At 41.5% G+C, this 22,466-nt stretch carries 17 protein-coding genes; 4 read left to right on the top strand and 13 right to left on the bottom strand.

The window, feature by feature from the left end:
• The first annotated feature begins 51 nt into the window (after positions 1 to 51).
• Complete coding sequence (gene ppc / locus DABAL43B_RS07715; protein ID WP_079691825.1) at positions 52 to 2,847, top strand: phosphoenolpyruvate carboxylase; 2,796 nt, start codon at positions 52 to 54, stop codon at positions 2,845 to 2,847.
• 269 nt (positions 2,848 to 3,116) lie between these two features.
• On the opposite strand, the gene DABAL43B_RS07710 is transcribed toward ppc, so the two are convergent.
• The gene (locus DABAL43B_RS07710; protein WP_079691824.1) at positions 3,117 to 4,100 is read right to left on the bottom strand and encodes a YhdH/YhfP family quinone oxidoreductase; all 984 of its coding nucleotides are present in this window, start codon (positions 4,098 to 4,100) and stop codon (positions 3,117 to 3,119) included.
• Between the two features lie 549 nt (positions 4,101 to 4,649).
• Between DABAL43B_RS07710 and DABAL43B_RS07705 the strand changes: the two genes are divergently transcribed.
• The gene (locus DABAL43B_RS07705) at positions 4,650 to 5,795 is read left to right on the top strand and encodes a M14-type cytosolic carboxypeptidase (RefSeq protein WP_079691823.1); all 1,146 of its coding nucleotides are present in this window, start codon (positions 4,650 to 4,652) and stop codon (positions 5,793 to 5,795) included.
• 68 nt (positions 5,796 to 5,863) lie between these two features.
• On the opposite strand, the gene DABAL43B_RS07700 is transcribed toward DABAL43B_RS07705, so the two are convergent.
• The 11 genes from DABAL43B_RS07700 to DABAL43B_RS07650 form a co-directional block, all read right to left on the bottom strand.
• Positions 5,864 to 6,565 (bottom strand): DUF1003 domain-containing protein, encoded by a 702-nt coding sequence (locus tag DABAL43B_RS07700; protein ID WP_079693072.1) that lies wholly within the window; start codon positions 6,563 to 6,565, stop codon positions 5,864 to 5,866.
• Positions 6,566 to 6,641: 76 nt separating this feature from the next.
• Complete coding sequence (locus DABAL43B_RS07695; RefSeq protein WP_079693071.1) at positions 6,642 to 7,295, bottom strand: c-type cytochrome; 654 nt, start codon at positions 7,293 to 7,295, stop codon at positions 6,642 to 6,644.
• 76 nt (positions 7,296 to 7,371) lie between these two features.
• Entirely contained in the window at positions 7,372 to 8,973 is a 1,602-nt protein-coding gene (locus tag DABAL43B_RS07690; RefSeq protein ID WP_079691822.1) for an NAD(P)/FAD-dependent oxidoreductase, read from the bottom strand.
• Positions 8,974 to 9,062: 89 nt separating this feature from the next.
• Complete coding sequence (locus DABAL43B_RS07685) at positions 9,063 to 10,427, bottom strand: cytochrome c (protein ID WP_079691821.1); 1,365 nt, start codon at positions 10,425 to 10,427, stop codon at positions 9,063 to 9,065.
• A gap of 100 nt (positions 10,428 to 10,527) precedes the next feature.
• The gene (locus DABAL43B_RS07680) at positions 10,528 to 11,142 is read right to left on the bottom strand and encodes a YceI family protein (RefSeq protein WP_079691820.1); all 615 of its coding nucleotides are present in this window, start codon (positions 11,140 to 11,142) and stop codon (positions 10,528 to 10,530) included.
• Positions 11,143 to 11,526: 384 nt separating this feature from the next.
• Positions 11,527 to 12,225: a VIT family protein gene (locus DABAL43B_RS07675; RefSeq protein WP_079691819.1), complete on the bottom strand. Its 699-nt coding sequence runs from the start codon at positions 12,223 to 12,225 to the stop codon at positions 11,527 to 11,529.
• A 48-nt stretch (positions 12,226 to 12,273) separates the two neighbouring features.
• Positions 12,274 to 13,008, bottom strand: coding sequence for a PAP2 family lipid A phosphatase (locus tag DABAL43B_RS07670; RefSeq protein ID WP_079691818.1), 735 nt, complete (start codon positions 13,006 to 13,008; stop codon positions 12,274 to 12,276).
• Positions 13,009 to 13,054: 46 nt separating this feature from the next.
• On the bottom strand, positions 13,055 to 13,498 hold the full coding sequence (locus DABAL43B_RS07665; protein WP_079691817.1) for a diacylglycerol kinase: 444 nt from the start codon (positions 13,496 to 13,498) through the stop codon (positions 13,055 to 13,057).
• A 128-nt stretch (positions 13,499 to 13,626) separates the two neighbouring features.
• Entirely contained in the window at positions 13,627 to 14,934 is a 1,308-nt protein-coding gene (locus DABAL43B_RS07660) for a sensor histidine kinase (RefSeq protein ID WP_079691816.1), read from the bottom strand.
• A 99-nt stretch (positions 14,935 to 15,033) separates the two neighbouring features.
• Positions 15,034 to 15,720: a response regulator transcription factor gene (locus tag DABAL43B_RS07655; RefSeq protein WP_079691815.1), complete on the bottom strand. Its 687-nt coding sequence runs from the start codon at positions 15,718 to 15,720 to the stop codon at positions 15,034 to 15,036.
• A 45-nt stretch (positions 15,721 to 15,765) separates the two neighbouring features.
• A complete protein-coding gene (locus tag DABAL43B_RS07650) occupies positions 15,766 to 17,484 on the bottom strand; it encodes a phosphoethanolamine transferase (RefSeq protein WP_079691814.1) in 1,719 nt (572 codons plus the stop codon).
• A 153-nt stretch (positions 17,485 to 17,637) separates the two neighbouring features.
• Here DABAL43B_RS07650 and DABAL43B_RS07645 point away from each other — a divergent pair, with 153 nt between their 5' ends.
• Together DABAL43B_RS07645 and DABAL43B_RS07640 are read left to right on the top strand one after the other, a co-directional pair.
• A complete protein-coding gene (locus DABAL43B_RS07645; RefSeq protein WP_079691813.1) occupies positions 17,638 to 18,123 on the top strand; it encodes a hypothetical protein in 486 nt (161 codons plus the stop codon).
• A gap of 260 nt (positions 18,124 to 18,383) precedes the next feature.
• Positions 18,384 to 19,379 (top strand): phosphatase PAP2 family protein, encoded by a 996-nt coding sequence (locus tag DABAL43B_RS07640; protein WP_079691812.1) that lies wholly within the window; start codon positions 18,384 to 18,386, stop codon positions 19,377 to 19,379.
• A gap of 249 nt (positions 19,380 to 19,628) precedes the next feature.
• Here the strand turns inward: DABAL43B_RS07640 and DABAL43B_RS07635 are convergent, their stop codons facing one another.
• A complete protein-coding gene (locus DABAL43B_RS07635; RefSeq protein ID WP_227516656.1) occupies positions 19,629 to 22,454 on the bottom strand; it encodes an ImpA family metalloprotease in 2,826 nt (941 codons plus the stop codon).
• Between the last annotated feature and the right edge of the window lie 12 nt (positions 22,455 to 22,466).

Genomic DNA, 22,466 nt, shown 5'->3' with positions numbered 1-22,466 from the left:
GCTTAAGACCGCATGACTATTTCGCCCACTAATTTGATGAGAAGGTTAAGGATGACTATCGATAACGACGTACTACGCGAACGCATCAGCTTATTAGGATCATTCCTAGGGGATGCAATTTCTCGGCAAACGGGCGAACAAACGCTCCATACGATTGAAACCCTGCGCACAGGCTTTATCCAACAACGCCGCGCGCCTAACGAAGCGAACAAGCAACAACTTATCGACTTCATAGCCTCGTTAGACAATCAAACCTTAAAAAATGTCATACGTAGCTTTTCTATCTATTTCTTCTTAGCCAATCTAAGTGAAGAAAACTACTTACGAGAGCAGCGTCAAGCCATGCGTATGCAATCCGATCAAAGCTGGGAAGGCTCGTTTCGCCGCACCTTGCTAGAGTGCCGTGAACGCAATATTGAGCCGGCACAAATGCAAGAGCTGATTGAACAGCTAAAATTTATCCCGGTATTTACCGCCCATCCTACTGAAGCGCGTCGCCGTACGACGATGAATCTATTACAGAGTCTCTTTACGCATAGCGATGCTTTGAACAATCTTCCTGAAAACAGTTTTGCCTATCAGCAAGCGAAAGAACAAACGGCGCAAACCATTGATTTATTATGGTCATCGGATGAAGTACGTACGCGTAAGCCTTTAGTCTATGACGAGATCAATAATGGTTTACACTATTTCAATGCCAGTTTATTCAACGCCATTCCCAAGGTTTATCGCAATATTAAAGATGCCATTGTTGATATCTATCCTGAGCTAATAGACTATCCACTACCTGCTTTCATAAGCTTTGGCTCTTGGATCGGTGGCGACAGAGATGGCAATCCCTTTGTCACTCATGACACCACAGAAATGGCAGTGCTGATGCATGCCAATGCCGTTTTGCGCCACTACCAAGTCCTGCTCAAGAAACTCCGTCGCCAACTGATTCATAGCGATACGATTGTTCCTATCGAACCTGAAGTATATGCAAAGATTGAAAGTTACATTGAGCTCGATAGACGAGTCTTTGATTACAATCTTGATGATTATGGCAATGAGCCGTACCGAAGGCTGTTATCGATTATCCTTGCCAAAATAAAAGCGACCAATCGTCACATTCAAAGTAAAGGTACAGATCCTGAAGCTGCACAAGATGCTTACGCCAACCCACAAGAGCTATTAGAAGATTTACGCATCATCCGAAAAAGCGTGAATACTCATGACAAAGCACATGGCGAAGGCTTATTGCTAGATATGATTCGTCTGGTCAAAACCTGTGGTTTTCATCTAGCAGCGCTCGATATTCGCCAAGAGTCGTCTTATCATAGCGAGGTGATAGCTGATATTTTTGCCAATGCCTCTAATTTGCCAGACTATCAAGCCCTTAGTGAAACCGAGCGCCAACAATGGTTAACGCGCTTACTTGAAAAGCCGGGCACACCACTTATTTACACCGATAACTTGAGTGATAAAACACGCGAACAATTGGCTTTGATGCACTCTGTGGCCACATTACGTAAACTGGTCGGACAAGATACTTTCGGCAGTTATGTTATTTCGATGACCAACAACGCCAGTCAGTTATTGGAAGTTTTACTATTAATGCGCTTTGCAGGCTTATGTAAGATTGATGATAAGGGGCAATTATCTGCTGATTTACCCGTCGCACCCTTGTTTGAGACGATTGAAGACCTTAAAAACATCGATAAGATCCTACCTGCAGTTTTAGATAATCCGCTATACCGAGGGTTGCTACAACACTCAGATAACACCCAAGAAATCATGTTAGGTTATTCAGATTCATCAAAAGACGGCGGTATCATTACTTCTGCATGGCAGCTTTATAGCGCGCAGCAAACCATTAACCGTATCGCCGATGAATATGGCATCAAAACCCGCTTGTTTCATGGTCGTGGTGGCTCTGTCAGTCGTGGTGGTGGCTCAACGCATAAAGCGATTGCCGCTCAGCCAGCCGGTACACTGCATGGACAAATTAAAGTAACCGAGCAAGGTGAAGTTCTTTATGCTAAATATGCCAACACCGATACTGCAGTGTTTGAGCTAACCATGGGCATCACTGGTACGCTTAAAGCTTGTTCCTCAAGGTTTGTAGTACAACCGCCTGAATTACCAAATTATGAAGCGCTCTTTGCGCGTTTAGCAGACGCTGGTGAGCAGCGTTACCGTCAGCTGACTGATCATACCGAAGGCTTTTATCAATTCTACTCACAAGCCACGCCAGTGGCAGAAATCTCTTTATTAAATATCGGCTCACGCCCAGCGCACCGTAATAAGGGTTTGCCAAGTAAGACGACCTTGCGCGCAATTCCTTGGGTATTTGGTTGGTCACTAGCACGCTTTACACTGCCTGCTTGGTATGGTGTCGGCAGTGCTTTACATAGCGTCATCGATGATGAAGCATTGATGAAGGAGATGAATGACTGCTGGCCATTCTTTAACGTGTTCATTAGCAATATTGAAATGGCTTTTACCAAATCTGATATGAGTATTGCTCAGGCTTATAGCCAGCTATGTGAAGATGAGGGATTACGTAAAAAGATTATGCAAGCGGTAATCGATGAACACCAGCTCACCTGTTCAGGTTTAAATTCTTTGCTTAACCAGACATCATTATTGGCTCATCAGCAGAATCTTGCGGCTTCTCTTGAATGGCGGAACGCTTATTTAGATCCAACCAACTATATCCAAATAGAGCTACTAAAACGTGCCAGACAAAAAGAGGCTAAAAGTGATGTGAACCATGGTGACCTTAATCATGGTGATCTTGCCGTTGAAGATCCATTGATCCGTAGTATCAATGCGTTGGCAGCGGGTCTACGTAATACGGGGTAATTGCTAGAGCAGTATGGTTATGGAGTGAAAATAGCAAACACTTATGATCTGCTAAAAGCAGAAAAATATGACTTGAACCTTTAAATACAGACCATTGATAGCAATGGTCTGTATTATTGAGATATTGGTGATGTACTTTGAGTGAGGTTTTTGAGGGTGAACCAAATTATTAAGGGTTCTTATTTATTGGGGGGGATTACCCTGCCTATTTTGAATAAAATCTTTTGCCATATGCTTGAGGCATATCATATCGCTGAGAAACTAAACCCTTATGATATTTTTACCACATACCTGCCTACTGATTTTCCCTCTAACATTAATGCGTAGATATCTTTGACACCTTCTAGAGTAATCTCATTAGTTATACTATCCAAAGTATCTATTTTCCATTCATCCGCTAACTTATCCCATGCTGCTTGCTTCTTCTCTAACTTGCATTCGACAGAGTCAATACCGATCAATCTTACTCCTCGTAAAATAAACGGGAATACATTGGTATTGAGTTCATATGACGCTGTTAGCCCACAGCAAGTGGCTACACCATCATATTTTATATATTTCAAGGCATTGGCTAATATCTCACCGCCTACCGTATCGACAACCCCTGCGTACCTTTCAGCCATTATGGGTTTTTTAGCATCCTCATTGAAGGTATCTCTAAGGATGACTTCTGAGGCACCAATTTGCTTTAAGTAATCGATTTGCTCTTCTTTTCCTGATACGGCAACGACGGTAAAGCCAATCTTTTTCAGGATAGAAACGGCGATAGAACCCACGCCACCTGTGGCGCCAGTGACTAAAACCTCACCATCTTCTGGCTTGACACCGTTGTCTAGCAATTCATTGACACTCAAAGCTGCTGTTAATCCTGCAGTACCAAAAGTCATTATTTCTTTGTCACTTATCGCATCCGGAATGCTAGCGACCCATGATGCGGGCACTTTGACAAACTCTGCGTGGCCACCATCGGTGTTCATACCCAAGTCGTAGCCGGTGACCAATACTTTTTCTCCGATTACAAATGCGTCAGATGCTGTTTCATGTACCACTCCAGCCACATCAATACCCGTGATATGCGGGAATTTTCTAGTGACGCCAGGATTTCCTATAGAACTTAAGGCATCCTTATAATTCAGTGATGAATAGGATACCTTGATTACAATCTCATCTTCGTCGCACTTAGGTTCAGGCACTTCTTTTATTGCAGCTAAGAATTCTCTATCTGCTACTTTCTCTACTAAAAACGCTTTCATATTCATTCCTTATACATCACTAACACCGTAACACCTCAACGTTTGCAACGAAAGGACTGGGCGTCATCAATTGTTTAAAGCCAAAATTAAGGTGCTAACATTACACTTTTTATAGCATATCAGTTATTTTATATATCGATATAAAAGTTATCGATATATAAAATAACATAACAGCTTTATGATAACAAGCTGCAAACCCCAATACTGAATAGTCTCACCTAAGAAAAAAAGAAAGTATAAATCAATATCTTTGTGCTAGGTAGTCAATAGCCTGAAGAGGTTTATTGATATTGAGTATGATATTGGCAAAACAATTATTGGTTTGATGTTAATCTTCTAAGAGGGAAGGGCTTAACATGGATAGTTCCATAAAAAAATAATTTCTAATCATTTTTTGCTGTGGTTTTAGAAAGTATAATAATGAATTGTAGAAGAGGCTACAGCCAGAGAAAAACATGATATTTGATGTCGTGAAGAAAAAATAGAGATAAAATGCTCTGACTGCTACTTGTTAAAACACCACCATAAAAAACTGATTAAGGAAAGGCTATGCATATCACTGCTAATTTCGATGCAGGCAATATTGACGTTATTAATTTAGAAGATAAAAAAAATATCCAATTGGCTATTCGTCCGGACGTTGGTGGCGAGTTTTTCCAGTGGTTTAACTTTCGTATAACTGGTCAGATTGGCGATCAATATGTGCTCAATATTCTGAATGCAGGGGAAGCGGCATTTCCTGCAGGGTGGGAGAATTATCAAGCAGTTGCCTCGTACGATCGTGAGTATTGGTTCCGTTTGCCCACTTCTTATCAAGACGGCAAACTCACCATAACGGCAGAGTTGGAATGTGAAACCATTCAAATTGCTTTTTTTGCTCCTTACAGTTATGAGCGCCACCAAGATTTACTAGCAGCTGTGCAAATGCACCCATTTGTGACTTTAGAGCATTTAGGCGAGACGCTTGATAAGCGCGACTTAACCTTAGTAAAAATTAGTGATGGCGATAATGATGGCGATAATAATAAAAGCAAACGCAATATTTGGATCACTGCGCGCCAGCATCCGGGTGAGACGATGGCTGAATGGCTGGTCGATGGTCTACTGCATAGCTTGTTAGATAGTGATAATGCGACCGGTAAGTTGTTATTAGAAAAAGCGAATTTCTATATTGTACCGAATATGAACCCTGATGGCAGTGTGCGCGGTCATCTCCGTACCAATGCAGTTGGGACTAACCTAAACCGCGCATGGTCAAATCCAAGTTTAGAAAAAAGCCCTGAAGTATTCCATGTCATTAATAAAATGGAAGAGACCGGTGTTGACCTATTTTATGATGTGCACGGTGATGAAGAGATACCTTTTGTATTCCTTGCCGGCTCTCAAGGTACGCCAAGTTATAACGACCGCCTCGCGCGTCTGCGGGATAGATTCTCAGAAGTGTTAAAACTGGCCAGTGCCGACTTTCAAACTGAGTTTGGTTATGACGTTGATGCGCCAGGTACAGCGAATATGACGCTCGCAACTCACTGGGTGGCTGAACGTTTCGACTGTCTTGCCAATACCTTGGAGATGCCGTTTAAAGATAACGATAATGTACCGGATGCGGATACAGGTTGGTCACCAGAGCGCGCTATTAAACTAGGAGAAGCATCGTTAATTGCGATGTTGGCGGTCGTTGATGACTTACGTTAATTAATGACTTACGTTAATTAATGACTTACGTTAATTAATGACTTACGTTAATTAATAACTTACTTATCCTAATGCTTTTTGCTCATTTCAGATAACAAGTCGAGTTGTATTTCTTGTATCTCAGTCAGCCTATCCCATTGATGTATGAGAAGGTGATCTAGCTTCTCATGCAGCTGTTGAATCTCAAGTTCGGCTTTTAAGTTGATTTGATAATCATTTTCTGAGCGTAGCCTGTCTTTGGTTTCTTGTCTATTTTGGCTCATCATAATGACAGGTGCTTGAATAGCAGCGATACAGGAGAGTATTAAGTTTAATAGAATAAACGGGTACGGATCTGCAGGACGGGCGACCATTACCACGGTATTTACGATAATCCAAATGGCTAGAAAAATAGCAAAACAAATGAGAAATGACCAACTACCACCAAACGTTGCAATTTTATCTGCCAATCGTTCACCAAAAGTCCATTTTTGATCTAGGCCAGTATCAATATTTTTGGTGATGAGTTCATGCTGTTGCATACTTTTAATCAATTCAGACTCAAGATCTGTCACCTCACCCTTTCCAGACTTTAGCGATGAGTGAACATACTTCATCCGATACTTGCTTAAATCTTTTTGGCAAATATAGTCTTTAGGTAGGCATTCGGGGAAATCATGCAGAATTTCTTCTGTAATAGCCTTTCGTACTGCGCCTATAGGTGTGAGGTTTTTTATAGGATAATTTTGTCCACAGACAATACAGGTATAAAAACCATTTTTTTTATTCATTTTATTCATAGCCACACTCTTTTATGATTACCTAACTCAAGCAAGAATTTTCTAGAAAGTATCTTTTACAATAAAATTATTCACTCGGATCAGAACCTGGTGGAAAGTCATGACGGAGCTGGGCGACATTGGTTGCAGTGACGGTATCGGTAAAATTATTAAGATCACTATGCACATACTGCGTGACCGCTGCTATCTGCTCATCGTTCATCATGCTGTGAAAGGAGGGCATACCGCGCAGACCGTTGAGGATAACGCTAATGATATAATATTTTGATTGCATCTTACTGTTATTGGCAAGCGGCGGATAGTAACCAGCCCCTTGTGCGCCTTTACCATCTTGCATATGACAACCTGCACAAGAATCATCATAGAGCTTTTTACCGCTGGTACTAAAAAATCCCGTTTTACCTTCTAAGCTGCCTTCGAATTTGACTAGCCATTGCTGCAAGTTAACATCTTCTGCCATCGCTGGTAAGGAGCTGACATCGACGATATTGGCTTGCGGCTCTCTAAGCGCTTTTTTAGACATGTAGACCGCGCCCCACGCGCCATTATTACGACTGGCTTGATTTTCAAATACTACTTGCGAGGCTTGTAGATCAGCTAAAGTAGGGGTTGTATGAGCAGTTTGGTCTTTGCTATAGCGGCTACAGCCAGATAGTGTAGTGACACTCAGCGCTACTGTGATGGTAGATATGGCAAGCAAGTTTGGTTTTATCATCTCTATGTCCACCTATAAGTTCTTTATTATTGAGTCAATATCACTTTGAAACTCAATCATTCTTAGCTCAATATTGTTGCTGCTAGCCAATACTTTTTGCTCTTTGGTGCAAGCGCTTGGCGGCATCCATACCGGATAAGATTGCCCCTTCTTGCCAAGCTGGAATATGCGAGCAGTGCTCACCTGCTAGCACGATACGGTGATCGATCGCACATAAGGTGTCGTAATATTGATCGCGACTTGACTCGCTCCAAATACCATAACAGCCGAGTACCCATGGAATACGATGCCAAGCGACTGAAGTACCAGAGCGGAACTCCTTGGGATATTGTGGATGAATATGTTTGCCATACTGTAGCGCCGCATCAATGCGTTGTTTGGGATTCAGACTATTAAATTTATAAGACGCCTCGCCAAACCCATACGCGCCAAGTAGTACCCCTGAGCCGGTGGTAAACATATCGTGTGAAGGATAGGAGATTTGTGAGATGGGCATATCAGTGTAAGTAACCCCGCCGTAAATCCATTCGTCTTCTTCCCAAAAGCGGCGTTTAAACTCCAAGCCTACTTTATAAGAGGTGTCATAAGGAACGGCTGCCATCGCTTGCTTCATCGGCGCTGACACGTTAATGTCAATTTGGGTCAATACTGATAGAGGAATAGTACAAATACACCAATCTGCGCGTACGGTTTTCGAGACGCCGTCAAGATCATTGCTATCGACATAATCGACACTCACACCGCTATCATCTTGCTCGATTTTGGTCACTTTCGCATTAAATGTAATCACATCACGGCATTCGCGAGTGAAGGCATCACCGATTTTACCCATACCGCCGACAGGCTGAAACATCGTTGGTTGATGGACGTGAATGGTATAGTTGTTGTAAAGGTCTGCCCACATTCCTGAAGCCAATAGTTTATCCATTGGTATCGGCGTTGAGGGCTTAGCATCTGGCATCAGCCCGCCACCTGGATAAACACTATAGCCGCGATGTTTGCTGGTTTCATGGCTTCTGACGTAACGATAATTATTATCCAGAACGCCCCAACCCCTTAAGCCTTCTAATAGTTTCTCTTTGTCTTCTTTATTGACCGTCTTATCAAGACCACCTGTATTGACTGCCTTGGATAATAACTCTGAGACATAACCCCGTACATCGTTTTGTACTTCGCCCAAGCGCTGCGGTGCGCCATTGAAATGATTGGTACGGTGCAGGTAGGCACGGTCATTGGTTTGAATAAAAGGCTGCAACGCCACGCCAAACTTTTTGCAATAATGAAAGACGGCATAATGATGAATAGGTAATCGCCATGGCCCACCATTAAAGTAGTTGCCTTTTTTAAAGTCGCAAGTGACCTCATCGCCACCCAATTCAGTATATTTATCACCAGCGTTCAGTGTCCAACTGCGACCACCACCGCGATTTTGAAACTCAAGAACGGTCACTTTATAGCCGGCTTTACGTAGCTCATAAGCAGCAGTTAAACCAGCTAAACCTGCACCCAAAATGACGATGCTTGCTCCAGCAGGCGCACCCTTTAAATTCATCTCTTGTTTAAAGCTAGACTCAGAGGCGAAACCCAATGTGGTCATCGCCTGATACATTGCTGTAGCCCCTGCGGTCTTACCAATCATTGACAGCAGCTGCCTACGGGTGGGCGATTGAAACATATCATTCATTTTATTATCCTTGTTATAGAACCGTCATCCATGACATCAGTTTTTACTAGGTGTTTGTATCGCTACATTAATAGCTAAATTAACAGTACTTACTTTAATATGCGTTTGACGTCAGCAGCACTCACATTACTACTTGGTAGACCACCGAAATTTACCCGCACATAATTGGTAATACTAGCAATCTGTGCATGAGTGAGCTCTTTAGCGAAGCCAGGCATTTTGGGTGCAGTATTTAATGCGCCTTTTGCACCATAAGCAATGACGTTAATCAGTGCATCTGGCTTAACACGACGAATACTGCTTAGCCCTACGATAGAGGCGTAACGAGCATCGGGCTGTGCGTAACCATCGACCCCGTGACAGCTACCACAGGCAGCAAGATACAGCGATTTTGGTGAGTTGGTGGCATTGTTGTTAGCATCAGCATTATTAGTAGTCGCTTTTTCCTGCGCTAAATAGTCTTTTTGCTCAAGCAAATCGTAAGTAATAGAGTTACTCACTGGATTTGGCAGGCGGGCGATATTTACGGGTATTAAGTAATCATCGGTTTTAATAGCTGGGACGACTTTTAGATAAGCCGCCATCGCGCTTAAATCTTCATCGGTTAGATAACGGGTGCTATGGGCGACCGCCTCAGCCATCGGCCCACCAGCATATGCGCGTTTATCAAGCATTCCGGTACGTAGATAAGTAACGATATCTAGCTGACTCCAACGCCCGATGCCAGTATCATTATCTGGGGTGATGTTGGGTGCATACCATTTACCAAGCGGTGCACCAGATAAATACTTGTCTTTATCAAGACCTTGAGTGAGATTACGCGGGGTGTGACAAGTGCCGCAATGTTCTAAATTATTCACCAGATATTCACCGCGTTGCTGGGTTTGGGTGAGACCTAAACGGTTTTCGGTAGAAGGGACGTTAATCACATTCCAAGCCAGCATTAAGGTGCGGATATTCAATGGGAAGGGTAGTTTGGTGGTTTTTTCAGGCGCTATGTCAATGGGAGGTACGGTTTGAAAGTAAGCAAATAACGCACTGATATCCGCATCAGCCATACCATGATAAGACGGATATGGCATCGCAGGATACAGCTGATGAGTGGGCGCACGGCCTTTTTGCAGGGCTTTTTTAAAGTCAGTTTCGGTATAGTTGCCGATACCATAACGTTGAGATGGCGTGATATTGGTTGAGTAAATGTTACCAATAGGGGTTTCAATCGCGACGCCGCCGCTATAGTCTTCGCGATGACAAGCCATACAGTCGCCAGTACGGGCAATATAGGCACCGCGATTGGCCAAATCACTATTCATTGGACTTACATTGGGTAAGCTGATAGCTGGACTGAGATTAGGCAAGGTCGTCGCATTAGGTAGGCGTGCGCCATCAGCCATGACAGCGCTGGAAGCCATACTAAGTACAAGTGCTGATGACAGCATGGAAATTGGCTTCATAATATCCTCACAAGGCTGGCAAAAACTAATGTTCAATCATTTTGGCTATGACTCTATTACACGTTGAATTACATGCTGATTATTTATTGAGCCTAAAAAATTACTGCTTAGCAGCTTCAACCTGAATATTTAAAGTCAAATTTTTAGTCATGCCGAATAAGACATATTTTTTGATATTCCACTGAGTACGGTCAATGGTGGCGGTAAAATTGCCTCCACAGACGTTCTTCTTAAGTGGGGAGCTCAAGTAGCAATTAAATTTGGTCGCCAGTAAACTAATAGGATGGGTCTGACCGTTTAAGGTTAGTTTGCCATCCACTCGTGTGACCGTTGGGTTTTCTTTGTCAGAGGTAAAATGCCATTTGGTGGATTCAAAATGAGCCAATGGAAACTGTTCCATATTAAAAAAATCAGGGCCCATCAGTTTAAGATTAAACACTTTATTGCCGGTATTTAAAGATTTTATGGGAATAATAAGGGAGATGTCGCCCGTTTTTGCGCTCGGATCATACTGTAGTAGTCCCGTAACGTTATAGAAGCCGCCAGTGGTGGCAGAGGTTTTGAGGTGGTCAATAGCGAAGCGTACGTTGGAATTGTCAGGCTCAATTTTATAGGTGGCTGCGTGACTGCTAGCCATACAACTTGCAAGCAATAATAGCGTCCCTAATGGCTGGCAGTAACGTAATACTGCTGGGTCAAATAAAAATTGACTCATAACAACATTCCTTTGTTGTGTGATCTTACTTATGACACGCTTTTTAAAACTTTACTAGCATTGTTTTATTTAGATGAAGGTTTTAAGATTAATACAAAGATTATTATAACCAGCAGATAAAAAGGTATATTTTTAATTAAATGTTATTCATATAACGTCGGGCAGACAACCGACGTTTTATAAATCAAGCAATAATGATGACCAACACTCATTCGCTTATTTGACTGATTGCAATACCTTGCTAAATAACGAATGTGATTTTTTCAATCATGAGCCAATACACCACACATTTCTATCTCTATCATCATAACTTAGCTTGACGTTAAGATAGCGTTAAGATGCTGGCTAATGTGATAGATAATGTTTTTAAAGATAGATTAGGCTCTAAACCGCCACACCAAATAATCGTCCAATTAATGATGTTGCAACCATTGCTAAGACGCCCCAAACCACCACTCGAGCCGTCGCTGGGATAACTGGCGCGCCGCCCAAGCGTGCTGATATTATTCCAAGTAGCGCTAAGCCTACTATAGTTAACGAAGCCAGTGACCAAACCAGCGTTTGCGCTGGCAACAGTAGAATACCAATAATCGGTAATATCGCACCAACAATGAATGATAATCCTGAAGCGACTGAGGCATGAATGGGCTTAGCTTGACTAAGATCTGTCAAACCAATCTCATCTCGGGCGTGTGCCTCAAGCGCATCATGCTCAGTCAAAGCTACAGCAACTTGATGCGCTAAGACATGATCAAGCCCACGTGTTTCATAAATTTTAGTCAGCTCAAAAAGCTCACGCTCAGCATTATGAGTCAGCTCATGCTGCTCTTTATCGAGATCCGCTTTCTCGGTATCCGCTTGTGACGATACTGAAATATACTCACCAGCCGCCATGGATAATGCGCCTGCAGTCAACGCTGCCATGCCTGTTAGTAGCAATGTCTGACTACTGGGACTAGCTGATGCGACACCAACTAATAAACTGGACGTAGAAATTAAGCCATCATTTGCGCCAAGTACTGCCGCTCTTAACCAATGATTACGGTTACTTAAATGCGCTTCGTCATGAATAGAATGGTGCATAGATACCCTCAAACGGTGTCGATATGAATTAGAACATAGCAGTGTAGCCTATAATGTTACACCCTTAGTCGCAGCTCTTTTGAAAAAAATACTTGCGAGTGCGCAAGCTATCGTCCATGACAGCAGCATCGATACTAAAGTATGACTAAAAAAGTGGTCACCAAAGAGCATTTTATATAGTCCCATCGTCCATCCTAAGACCGTGACTATTGCAAAAATTTTATAGCGGTGTTTTTGTAGTGTTGGTAAAAATGCCAATCCATATAAAGAAAACCCTGCGCTGGCATGAGCCGCTGGAAAGCATTTGGCTGGTGTCATGGCTACGATGTTTTGCCAGAGATTAAGATATGGCAAGTTACCATTGAATAGAGATAAGTTATTTGGGCAACTAACATGTGTGATACCTTTTAGTGTGGCAATAGTAGTAGGCACAACTATTAAGACGATTAACAGATAGCTTATCTCACGAACAGATAAAGGTATAAGAAATCTATCAAATTTAGGCTGGTTAATTGAAAAGGTAGTGTTCGAATGCTGTCTATATTTGAAAATTAAAACGGTCAATAAATAAATAGCTAGCAAGATTAAGAGTAATTTAGGAAAATCATAAAAGATAAACGCATAAGGCTGTGCGCCTTTTTCTAATGACCAATGTCCATTGGAATAGAAAAGCTCACTAATACGAACATCTAATTGGCTATGTTCAAATATCAGTGTCGCCATAATGGTTAAGCACAGTAGTTTGAACCAGTCCCAATCAGTTGAGTTTTTTGCTAAAGTCATTGAGTCACCTTTTAATATATATTAAGTCAAAATATCCAAGTATTACTTAATATAAAAGGTTCCATAACGCCATTGCCCATAAGATAAACAAAACTAATAACGCCAAAAATTGCGCAGCAGAACCCACGTCTTTGGCTATCTTTGCTAGAGGATGTTTTAGGGTTGAGGTATGGTCGACACTGGCTTCGATACCCGTATTAATTAGCTCAACGATAAGCGATAAAAAAGAGGCGAATATCAGCATCATTTTTATGCTGATGTTAAAAGGGATAAATACAATGACAACGAACAAGACAAAATTAAGCCATAGCACCTGTCTAAAGGCGGCTTCGTGTTGGTAAGCGGCTTTAAAACCATCTAGAGAATAACCAGCGGCTTTAACAATACGAGAAAGACCTTTATTTCCTTTGGCCTTATTCGCGTAGCTATCGGGTGCAAGCAGCTGAGTAGCTATGGCTTGGTTTTTTGGTTCAGAGTTGACTGTATTCATATTGAATTCTTAATATTCATTGTCTTATAAAATATTATAAGGCAGTGAATATTAAGAAAACGTTAAGACAGTTAAGAACATATTGATTTGTTGATGTATGAAATATAGTAAAGACTCATATATATATATTATTTATTATAATAAATACTAAACGTACTACCGCCTGTCTTATTAGCTTGATGGGTTAACTGCCAGTCCATATGAGTCATGATACGTTGCACAATACTAAGACCCAAACCGCTACCTTCTACTTGATCGCCTGTATTTACCTCATTTAGACGCTCAAACCTCTCATAGAGTAGTGGCATCATAGCCTCAGGAACACCAAGACCTGTATCAGATACTGTTATTTTTTTGGCATCAATAGTCACGATTACTTCACCATCATCGGTGTACTGAAAGGCGTTTTTTATTAAGTTTCCCAATGCCATTTTTAACAGCTCAGGTCTTACATAAGCCACATAATCTTCATCAGCGACTACTTTGCAATTGACCGGTTTATGGCGGAGCAAATATTTTAAGCGTGACACTTCATTAAGGGCGATGGTGTTGATAGACGTTTGCGGTGTGTCCAGTTGCTCAGGAGCGCGCGATAAGAGTAATAAGGCGCTGATAATTTCAGAGGTTTCTTTAGCGGTAGTGCTAATACGGTTGGCGAATTCGCTCAAGCGACTGTTGTCTTCAAGTTGTGAGGCTAATACCTCAGATGCGCCCATAATAATGGTCAACGGTGTGCGCAACTCATGACTGACATCGCCGGTAAATAGTTGCTCGCGTTTTAGATATTGCTCTAGTTTATGATTTTTTTCATCAATTGCCCTCGCTAACACCCCAACTTCTGACGGTAGATGGGTTAATTCGGTTAAGTTTTGATGATCTGTTTCCACTGCTTGCTTTAGGTCTAATAGTGGCTTGGTGATTTGCTTAGCAGATAAATGTGAAAATATGGCGGCGATTAGCAAACTCAAAACGACCGCAATTTTTAGTGCATCCGCAAATATATCTTCTAGATGCTCAAATATTGCCAAAACAGGATAGTTTTCCATCACCATTTCGTCGTCTTCTAAATAGGTCAAAATATAAGCTTGTTTATTTTGTTGATAGGCGAAAAAGTGTAAATTGGTCTCAAAGTTGCCAGCTTGATTATTTACCATCACTGGTATTTCTTGTACTGTTTCGGTCGCTAAAGCCTGTAAGTTTGCTGGTGCCATATCGTAGTGATAAATTTTAATACCCGGATTGGCAGTATAAACCGTCTGCTTACCTTCTTTTTCTTGACTAAGCTCTAACTGTTGTAGAAGACGAGCTTTGACTAACTCTTGCTCTATTCTGACTTCAGCATACATAAAAATACTGACGAAAGTTGTGCAAAGCAGCAAGGCAAATAGGAAATAGGAGATGCGAAACTTATTAGCGATTGAGTCTATATTGAACATGGCATTTACTTAGCAGTGTAGGGCAGTAGATAGAGTGAGAATAAATACAGATACGATTCCTCATTATAGCGTTTCGTATTTAAATCTTATTATGAAGCTTTACACCTTGTCTGGATCAATAATTTGGTAACCAACACCAGGCATCGTTACTATCATAGTTTTATCGAACGGTTTGTCAACTTGTGCACGCACACTATGCAAATGGGTGCGAAGGGCATCACTACTTGGCACATCCTGTCCCCATACTTTTTCCTCAAGCTCGGTTTTACTAACGACCCGAGGCGAGGCACTCATTAAGGTATGTAAGATTTTGAATCCTGTTGGGGTGAGTTTTAGCAGTTTATCTTCTCGTTTGATGCTATGTTCCTCAGTATTTAAAGACAGCTTACCAACTTCAATACTGTGCTGAAAATGTTCATCCTGATGGCGGCGTATCAGCGCTTTGATACGTGCTTCCAATTCAACCAATGAGAAAGGCTTGACCAAATAATCATCAGCACCGCTATCAAATCCTGCTACTTTATCCAAAACAGTGTCACGCGCAGTCAGCATTAATACAGGTGTCTTATCATGCAGCTCTTCTCTGAGCGTTTTGCACAGTTTGGTACCGTCCATACCGGGAAGCATCACGTCTAACAGGATAACGTCGTAACGATTACTTGCTGCCAGTGCCAAGCCACTAAGTCCATTATGGGCATTATCCAGCACAAAGCCCTTTGGTTCAAAAAAAGCATAGATATTTGCCACGATATCAGGATTGTCTTCAATGATAAGTATTTTATACATAATGGCTACTACTCTATAAAAAGCGTGAGGCGGATAAAAAGTAATTTAATGGGTAGTCTGGAAAAAAGTAGGTTCTGACGCCACTTCTTTAGTCGTAATATTAAAGAAGCTTAGCAGGGTTGGCGTAATAAAGTCATGCGAAACTGGCTGCTTGATCATACTAGAGAGGCTATTGTTATCGATGCTGTTGCTACTAGGCGACCAGATAATGACTGGCACCTGTTTTTGAGCATTCGGTGCAATACTGTACGGCAAACCATGTAAATATACGTTGTTTTCACCCAAACTTTCTCCATGATCACTAATATATACCATCACCACATCATAGTCTTGCTCGTAGGGTTTTAGCGTATCTATGACGGCATTTAAGAAGTAGTCGGTATAGCGAATCGCATTGTCATAACCGTTAATAACCGACTGATCATCGCATTTGGACAGTTCATTGGTCATACAGACTGGCTTATATTCTTCAAACTCTTTGGGGTAGCGCTTGTAATAAGCAGGACCATGATTGCCCATTTGATGTAGTAAAATGAGTGTGTCTTGTTGTTTAACAGCTGATTTGACCCCTGTATCCGGCTTAACTAAAGTATCAAAACCATTAAGCATGCCAATATCGCGGCATTCAATATCACAATTTGGATTTACCTCAGGCGTTTTATAATCTTCAACAGTCACGCGGTCTGCCACGCCTTTAGAGCTAGAGTTATTATCCCGCCATATGATATTGACGCCTTGCTTATTGAGCGTATCTAGTACGTTTTCATTATACTCCGCAGTATCAACGTCGTAGTTTTCTCTATTAGCGTAACTAAACATACAAGGTACTGAATAAGCGGTAGAGGTGCCGCAAGAGGTCGCATTCTTAAAGCTATAAATATCTGGCTGGCTGGCAAGCAGCGGCATCGTATCGCGCTTATAGCCATTTAAACCAATATGGTCAGCGCGAACCGTTTCACCGACTACGAATACCATCAGCTTAGGTTTTGTTGTACTACCGACAGGTGCTGTGCGTTTCGCATCTGTCGCATGCAGTAGCAGTGTATCAGGGCGGCGTAGCTCATCGACATAATCGGTACCAAGTTTGATGACAGAATAAACAGGGGTAATGGGATTGGTATAACTACGCACTAGCTTATGCTGGCGAAAGAAGCTGGCGTACTGATCCCCAAATGGTAATAGGCAAACCGCTATTATCGCGATAGACGTTATCAAAGTGGCTAGCTTTTGCAATATTGATCGACCTATAGACAAACGCTTTATTCGCAGCTTACTGATAATAAAAGCTGGTAACGCACCCAATAGCAGCAGTCGAATAACAAAGCTTGGCGCCATCAAACCCATCGCTTCTGCTTGGTCAGTCTGCAAGCTATTAACCAACATACCGCTATCAAATATCGTTCCATAAGCATCAGTGAAGTAACCACATATCGCTGCAATTAGCACCATGGTAATCAGTACTACTTTTGCCGTAGGTCGATAACATAACAGCTGAAACAATAACCACATCAGTCCAAATAGTAAGCCGCTAAGAGAAGCTATAAAGTCAATATTGTCAGCAAACGGATATATAGCCAATACTTGCTTAAAGAAACCTATATTTGCCGTAGCAACGAGATATAGTACAACGACGGTAATCAAGTAAGCGAGATTGACCTCACGATTATAGAATTTTCTTTTCTTAGTCGTTACAGTATTATTTTTAGCAAGGCTTATATTATTGGTTTTTGCAACGGCTGGCTCAGCAACTAAGTGTTTTGACATACACGCACTTCTTAATAGAATGAAGGAAGGTTTCATTTTTTAAGATAGCAATTACTCTGTTAAGAAGACGTTAAGAAGACTGAATAAAATGCGTGATTGGTAACGAATTTTATAGGGTATTTGATACTTTAAAGACTAATAAAGGCTGCTCACATGACTACTAAACAACAGCTTATTATTTTGCCTATGCTATTAGGGTCTGTTAGTGCAATGGCGATGGTCGCTGAAGTGGAGGGCGATACGATTTGCACTACAGTGTCGCTGACCAGTCAAAAAGTGCTGAAAAAAACACCCTGTCGCTTTAAAGGTAACACAGGCGCTAGTATGGTTTACTTTGTTCAACAGCTTAATTTTATAACAACCTCTAATAAAACAGTCTCAACGATCAATAATGCCAGTTTTAGATTTGGGGATAATGGAGAAACGCTGGATCTAGAAGAAACTATCAGTATCAATGATAAGCCAGCAAAGATCATAAAACTTAACTCACGCACTCTGAGGAAGTTGACCAAAACTGAAATGGACAATCTTCATAAAAAGAAAGTTCCTGATTTCTCCAAGGTTTTACACTGCTTTAAACCTATCAAAGAAAATACCGCTTTTTGTATTCCTTATAGCGTAATCTATGACATGGCTTAATTTATAGCATGTCGTAGGCCAATACAGTTGAGATGAACGGATAAGCTGCGTCTATCGTTTATACTGGCCTAAAAACTCTATAGCCAGTCCTAAATAAAATAAGGTCAAATATTATAACGCGCTACTGGTATAAATTTTCCTTGCTTGCTGTGCCTGCGCAGACAGAGGCAGCGCAAAACTTATCCCAGTAGCACTGTGTTTTTTGATAGTGGATCGACTATATATCTACAAAAACTGTCGCTAAAAGAGGCTTGTTGTTCATGTTCACTGTCATTCAAACCAACCAGCAGTTAGTTATCTTAAGTGGTTTGGTTTTGTTAGTGATTATTTTTTTATGGATTCTGCAATACTTTGTTATTCGTTATGGCAAGAAATTACTTGCTCACGTAATGCGTTATTGGCTGTCATTTGACAAGTCTATTGGGCTAAGCAAACGACTGATCGTATTAAAAAATGATTACCCAAAACTATATCATTTGTTTTGGCAAAGACTTCATATCCAGCATTTTTATGGCTTACCTCTGACATTTTTATTGCTAGTCATGGGCTATACTTTGGCGTTGTTTCTTGGATTGGTTGAAGATGTTGTCACTTCAGACTCTATCGTGGCAATAGACTACTTTGTGTCACACCAGATGAGTACGCTGAGCGAATCATCAGTCGTAAACTTCTTTATTTTCATTACCAGTTTGGGCTCTACGCCCATTACATGCTTAGTGGTGCTTTTAACCTGTATATTCTGCTGGGTGATTTGCCAACGCTATATAGTCATTGGCTTACTAATAGCCGCTTTAGGCAGTACGGTATTTACCTTCCTCAGTAAACTGTTGTTTCAGCGCGCCCGACCAGCAGATATTTTACTGTTTGAACAGACAAACTCCTTTCCAAGTGGACATGCGACGGTTACGGTTGCGTTATATGGGTTTATTGCCTACATGGCTATTCGTTTTAGCCACAATTTTATTCGACAAGTCCGTATAGCGGTGATTGCCGTCTTTTTCGCTATGGTAATAGGGTTAAGCAGAATCGTGCTAAATGAGCACTATTTGAGTGATGTACTGGGTGGTTATTTAGTAGGTACGTTATGGCTGACGCTAGCGATTAGCGTGACAGAGTGGTTGAGCGTGCGGAGTAAAATTAACTGGCAAATAGATTGGTTACCCTCTCATGTTTATCTTGTTTGGCTCAGTGTTGTCTGTGTGCTAATTGGCACATTGATATATGCAGGAGTCTATCAATTTCCACTTTTACTCTAAACGGAATAAAAATGCAGTCGATAGTAAACTGCCCAGAGATTGCCTCAGACCCGCTTTCTTGAGAGAAGGTTTCGATAAAAAAATCAAAATATACTGCTAATATCTGCTGATAAGCGTGATTCCTTGGGCATATTGATTGTGTGCTTATTAACTCAAGCAAAAATAGGGACACTACCCATACTCTGTTAATAAGAAAGCCACTTTCATTGAATGAAAGTGGCTTTTTTTATCTGTTTTATTAAAAATGATTTAGTTAGGATAGTCGGCAATTGGCCCTGTAGCTGGCAGCGTTACCCAAGTGCCTTCGTTTAGATGATTAGCGCGATTCGCAGGCTGAGTATAAAAATTCAATGGTGCTTCAGGTAACTTCAACAGCGCCACAGAATCCTGTGCAGTTTCTGTAATAGGTAGACCATATAGCGCGAACATTGCCTTTAAGTCATAGCCGATGATTTTAGAGCTGAGTACATACAGCATATCTGGACGACTTAGATTTTTCTGATTAAACGCACCTAAACCTAGTTTATTCTTTTCAGCTTGACTGGCTTTAGATAAATCAATTTGGTTATACAGACGCTGTGAGGTATTCAATAAACGCATAAACTCAAGCACACCTTGCAGATCTGGTTTGGCTTTACCTTGATGTAACTTGGTGTAGCTGTGCGCCAATTGCATATGAACCGCTTGCTTAGCATTGTCGCTGCCTTGCCATAAGCGTTTTTCCATATGTGCCCGCAGTGCTTCACCCGTTAAATTGGAGTCACGACTGTCTTTCATATAGGCGTACAGCAGTGGATGATTAAAGTTACCACCGTTACTGTCTAGCCCGTAAATTTCATATTTACGTAGCATACTTAAGCCTGCCAAAATATTGTTATCACATTCAGTGCCACAACCAATATTGCTACCATTTTCTGTCGATTTAAACGTCATACTTAATACGGGTTGGACGGTGTTGTGACCCAGTTCATGTACCCAACCCCAACCAATATCTAGACCGGTTGAACCATCAGAGGGATTTCCTGAACACAAGAAGCCACAGGTCGCAATCCAACCAATAAAGTGTTGCACATTCGGGGCGCGATGAAGATTGCTGGTGCAATCCCAACCGAGAGTATTGCAGTATTGTTGCGTGCCGGCATCTAGCGGCATATTGTTATAACCATTGGCAATATGGTTACTATCATAGATGACTGTTTTAATTCTTTCAATATACTTGTCGGGAGATAAGTTACCCATGACTTTCAAGGCATAGGCATTGGTTTGCTGGATTTCACCGCCGACAAATTTAAAGGTATTCCATCCGAAGGTTTTACTTTGTAAGACTTGATTGGCTTGATTTTTTTCGCTGTCACTCATTGCTTGAGTAAAATCATAATGGGCATATTTTGCCGCCCCTTTGATCTCTAAAGTAATGGTACTGCCTGGTTTCGCATTGTTATAATTTAATATCAATGGCCCGCCGAATGGGCTAATGAATTTATTTTCGATTTGTTGGTTCAATGGTAGACGAGAGCTTTGTGGACGAGCCGGACGTTTATAGCCACCATTATCGAATGCATTACCTGCAGTGCGCAAATAGCTGGTTTGTACCGATAGATTGGCCCCTTGCGCATCTTTAACTTTAATACTGACGGCTTTGGCTGGAATGCTGGCACGTCCAATCGCAGTGTAGCCACCGCCTTGTGGAATGGTGACGGTAATGGTTTCCCAATCTGCGCTCACCGGCATATGTTGCGCCGCTGCAGGCATATAGTCTCCCGCACCTTGTTCGGCAGCAGTAGTGTAGTCGCGATTATAATCCAGCCACACATCAGACGCATAGGTTTGCATAAAGGTTAATGGATCACTATTCTTACTGAGACCATTGTAGCTGACCGTTGGACGCCACATATCGGCCACTAAAACCAACGTATTTAAAATACTATTTTTATTTTTGCTACTGAAGACTGAGAAACCTTGATCGTTTAACGTTCGTATTGAGCTCGAAAGCGCATTAATATTTTGAATGATGGGATTATCAGGATTAATTTCACCTAGAGTGACCGATTTAGGATCGATGAAATATTCGAGGGTACTAATGATGCTATCAATTTTATTAATTTGATCCCAGCGTTGCTGCGCTGTTTTTGATTCAGATAGCGACAACATATCCTTAGTGCGCCAATAATTATCATTAGCTTGCATGTGCATCGCCGCCAAGACTTTTCCCATATTACCGTTTACGTTACGGTTAGAAGCATGAAAATAAATGGGTTTTCCTGCCTCTAAATAACCTTGAATCAGTTCAGTTTCAAAATTTTCTGAACCAATACCGTTACTCAGGACAATCAGATCGGCATTTTTCCAACAGCTTTGATTGGGGTCGAGGACATTACAATCTAAGATAGTAACTTCTGTTCCCAATTGCTTTTCAAAATAGTTTTTTGCTGTTTGCGCGTTATAACCTCTAACGGCAATACTTAATGAGGCTTTCAATGGCGTTTGGGCATTACCGTTAATTAACCAGCGTAAGCTATTATTAAACACCTCATTAAATGGAGTAAAATCAGCTCGTTCATTTAACATACTCCCAAACATCTCTTGACCATAAGCCAAACCACGGCCTTTACCGACTTGCGCCGCAACGCCCAGTCCGCAACCTTTGTTGGCTTGCAAGTTAAGCGGCCACTGACATACGCTATCTCCAACAGCGATAGGTAGGGCAGAACTCAAATCGGTAGGGTAAATATTAATGGATGATTCTGGTGTAAATGTCAAACGTGGCTGTAAGACTTGCTGTTCTGCATTACGATATAAACTGCTCAGTAAATTTTGCTGCCACTGCTTTTGTTGTTTTGCGGTACTGCGTGCCGATTGTAATAAGGCTAGACGATCCTCTTCGGTTAAATTTGAAGAGTCGCCTGTTTTTAGCGCCTGACTGATTCGGTCATTGATAACTGGAGGTTTTGTATTGCCAGAGTTTTCTGGTGCATTGGATTCACTTCCGCTACCATCACCACCACAGGCAATTAACCCTATCGATAACGAGAGCGTTAATAAGGTGTTTCTAAATGTTAAAGTATTTACAGCCAAAATAATTCTCCG

Source organism: Psychrobacter sp. DAB_AL43B (genome assembly GCF_900168255.1).
Lineage (GTDB): Bacteria > Pseudomonadota > Gammaproteobacteria > Pseudomonadales > Moraxellaceae > Psychrobacter.
This window is presented reverse-complemented; position numbering and strand designations above follow the sequence as displayed.

Bases quoted from the DNA above. Each gene is read 5' to 3' on its own strand.
- ppc (WP_079691825.1), top strand. From the start codon at position 52: ATGACTATCGATAACGACGTACTACGCGAACGCATCAGCTTATTAGGA.
- DABAL43B_RS07710 (WP_079691824.1), bottom strand. From the start codon at position 4,100: ATGAAAGCGTTTTTAGTAGAGAAAGTAGCAGATAGAGAATTCTTAGCT.
- DABAL43B_RS07705 (WP_079691823.1), top strand. From the start codon at position 4,650: ATGCATATCACTGCTAATTTCGATGCAGGCAATATTGACGTTATTAAT.
- DABAL43B_RS07700 (WP_079693072.1), bottom strand. From the start codon at position 6,565: ATGAATAAAAAAAATGGTTTTTATACCTGTATTGTCTGTGGACAAAAT.
- DABAL43B_RS07690 (WP_079691822.1), bottom strand. From the start codon at position 8,973: ATGAATGATATGTTTCAATCGCCCACCCGTAGGCAGCTGCTGTCAATG.
- DABAL43B_RS07685 (WP_079691821.1), bottom strand. From the start codon at position 10,427: ATGAAGCCAATTTCCATGCTGTCATCAGCACTTGTACTTAGTATGGCT.
- DABAL43B_RS07680 (WP_079691820.1), bottom strand. From the start codon at position 11,142: ATGAGTCAATTTTTATTTGACCCAGCAGTATTACGTTACTGCCAGCCA.
- DABAL43B_RS07675 (WP_079691819.1), bottom strand. From the start codon at position 12,225: ATGCACCATTCTATTCATGACGAAGCGCATTTAAGTAACCGTAATCAT.
- DABAL43B_RS07670 (WP_079691818.1), bottom strand. From the start codon at position 13,008: ATGACTTTAGCAAAAAACTCAACTGATTGGGACTGGTTCAAACTACTG.
- DABAL43B_RS07665 (WP_079691817.1), bottom strand. From the start codon at position 13,498: ATGAATACAGTCAACTCTGAACCAAAAAACCAAGCCATAGCTACTCAG.
- DABAL43B_RS07660 (WP_079691816.1), bottom strand. From the start codon at position 14,934: ATGTTCAATATAGACTCAATCGCTAATAAGTTTCGCATCTCCTATTTC.
- DABAL43B_RS07655 (WP_079691815.1), bottom strand. From the start codon at position 15,720: ATGTATAAAATACTTATCATTGAAGACAATCCTGATATCGTGGCAAAT.
- DABAL43B_RS07650 (WP_079691814.1), bottom strand. From the start codon at position 17,484: ATGTCAAAACACTTAGTTGCTGAGCCAGCCGTTGCAAAAACCAATAAT.
- DABAL43B_RS07645 (WP_079691813.1), top strand. From the start codon at position 17,638: ATGACTACTAAACAACAGCTTATTATTTTGCCTATGCTATTAGGGTCT.
- DABAL43B_RS07640 (WP_079691812.1), top strand. From the start codon at position 18,384: ATGTTCACTGTCATTCAAACCAACCAGCAGTTAGTTATCTTAAGTGGT.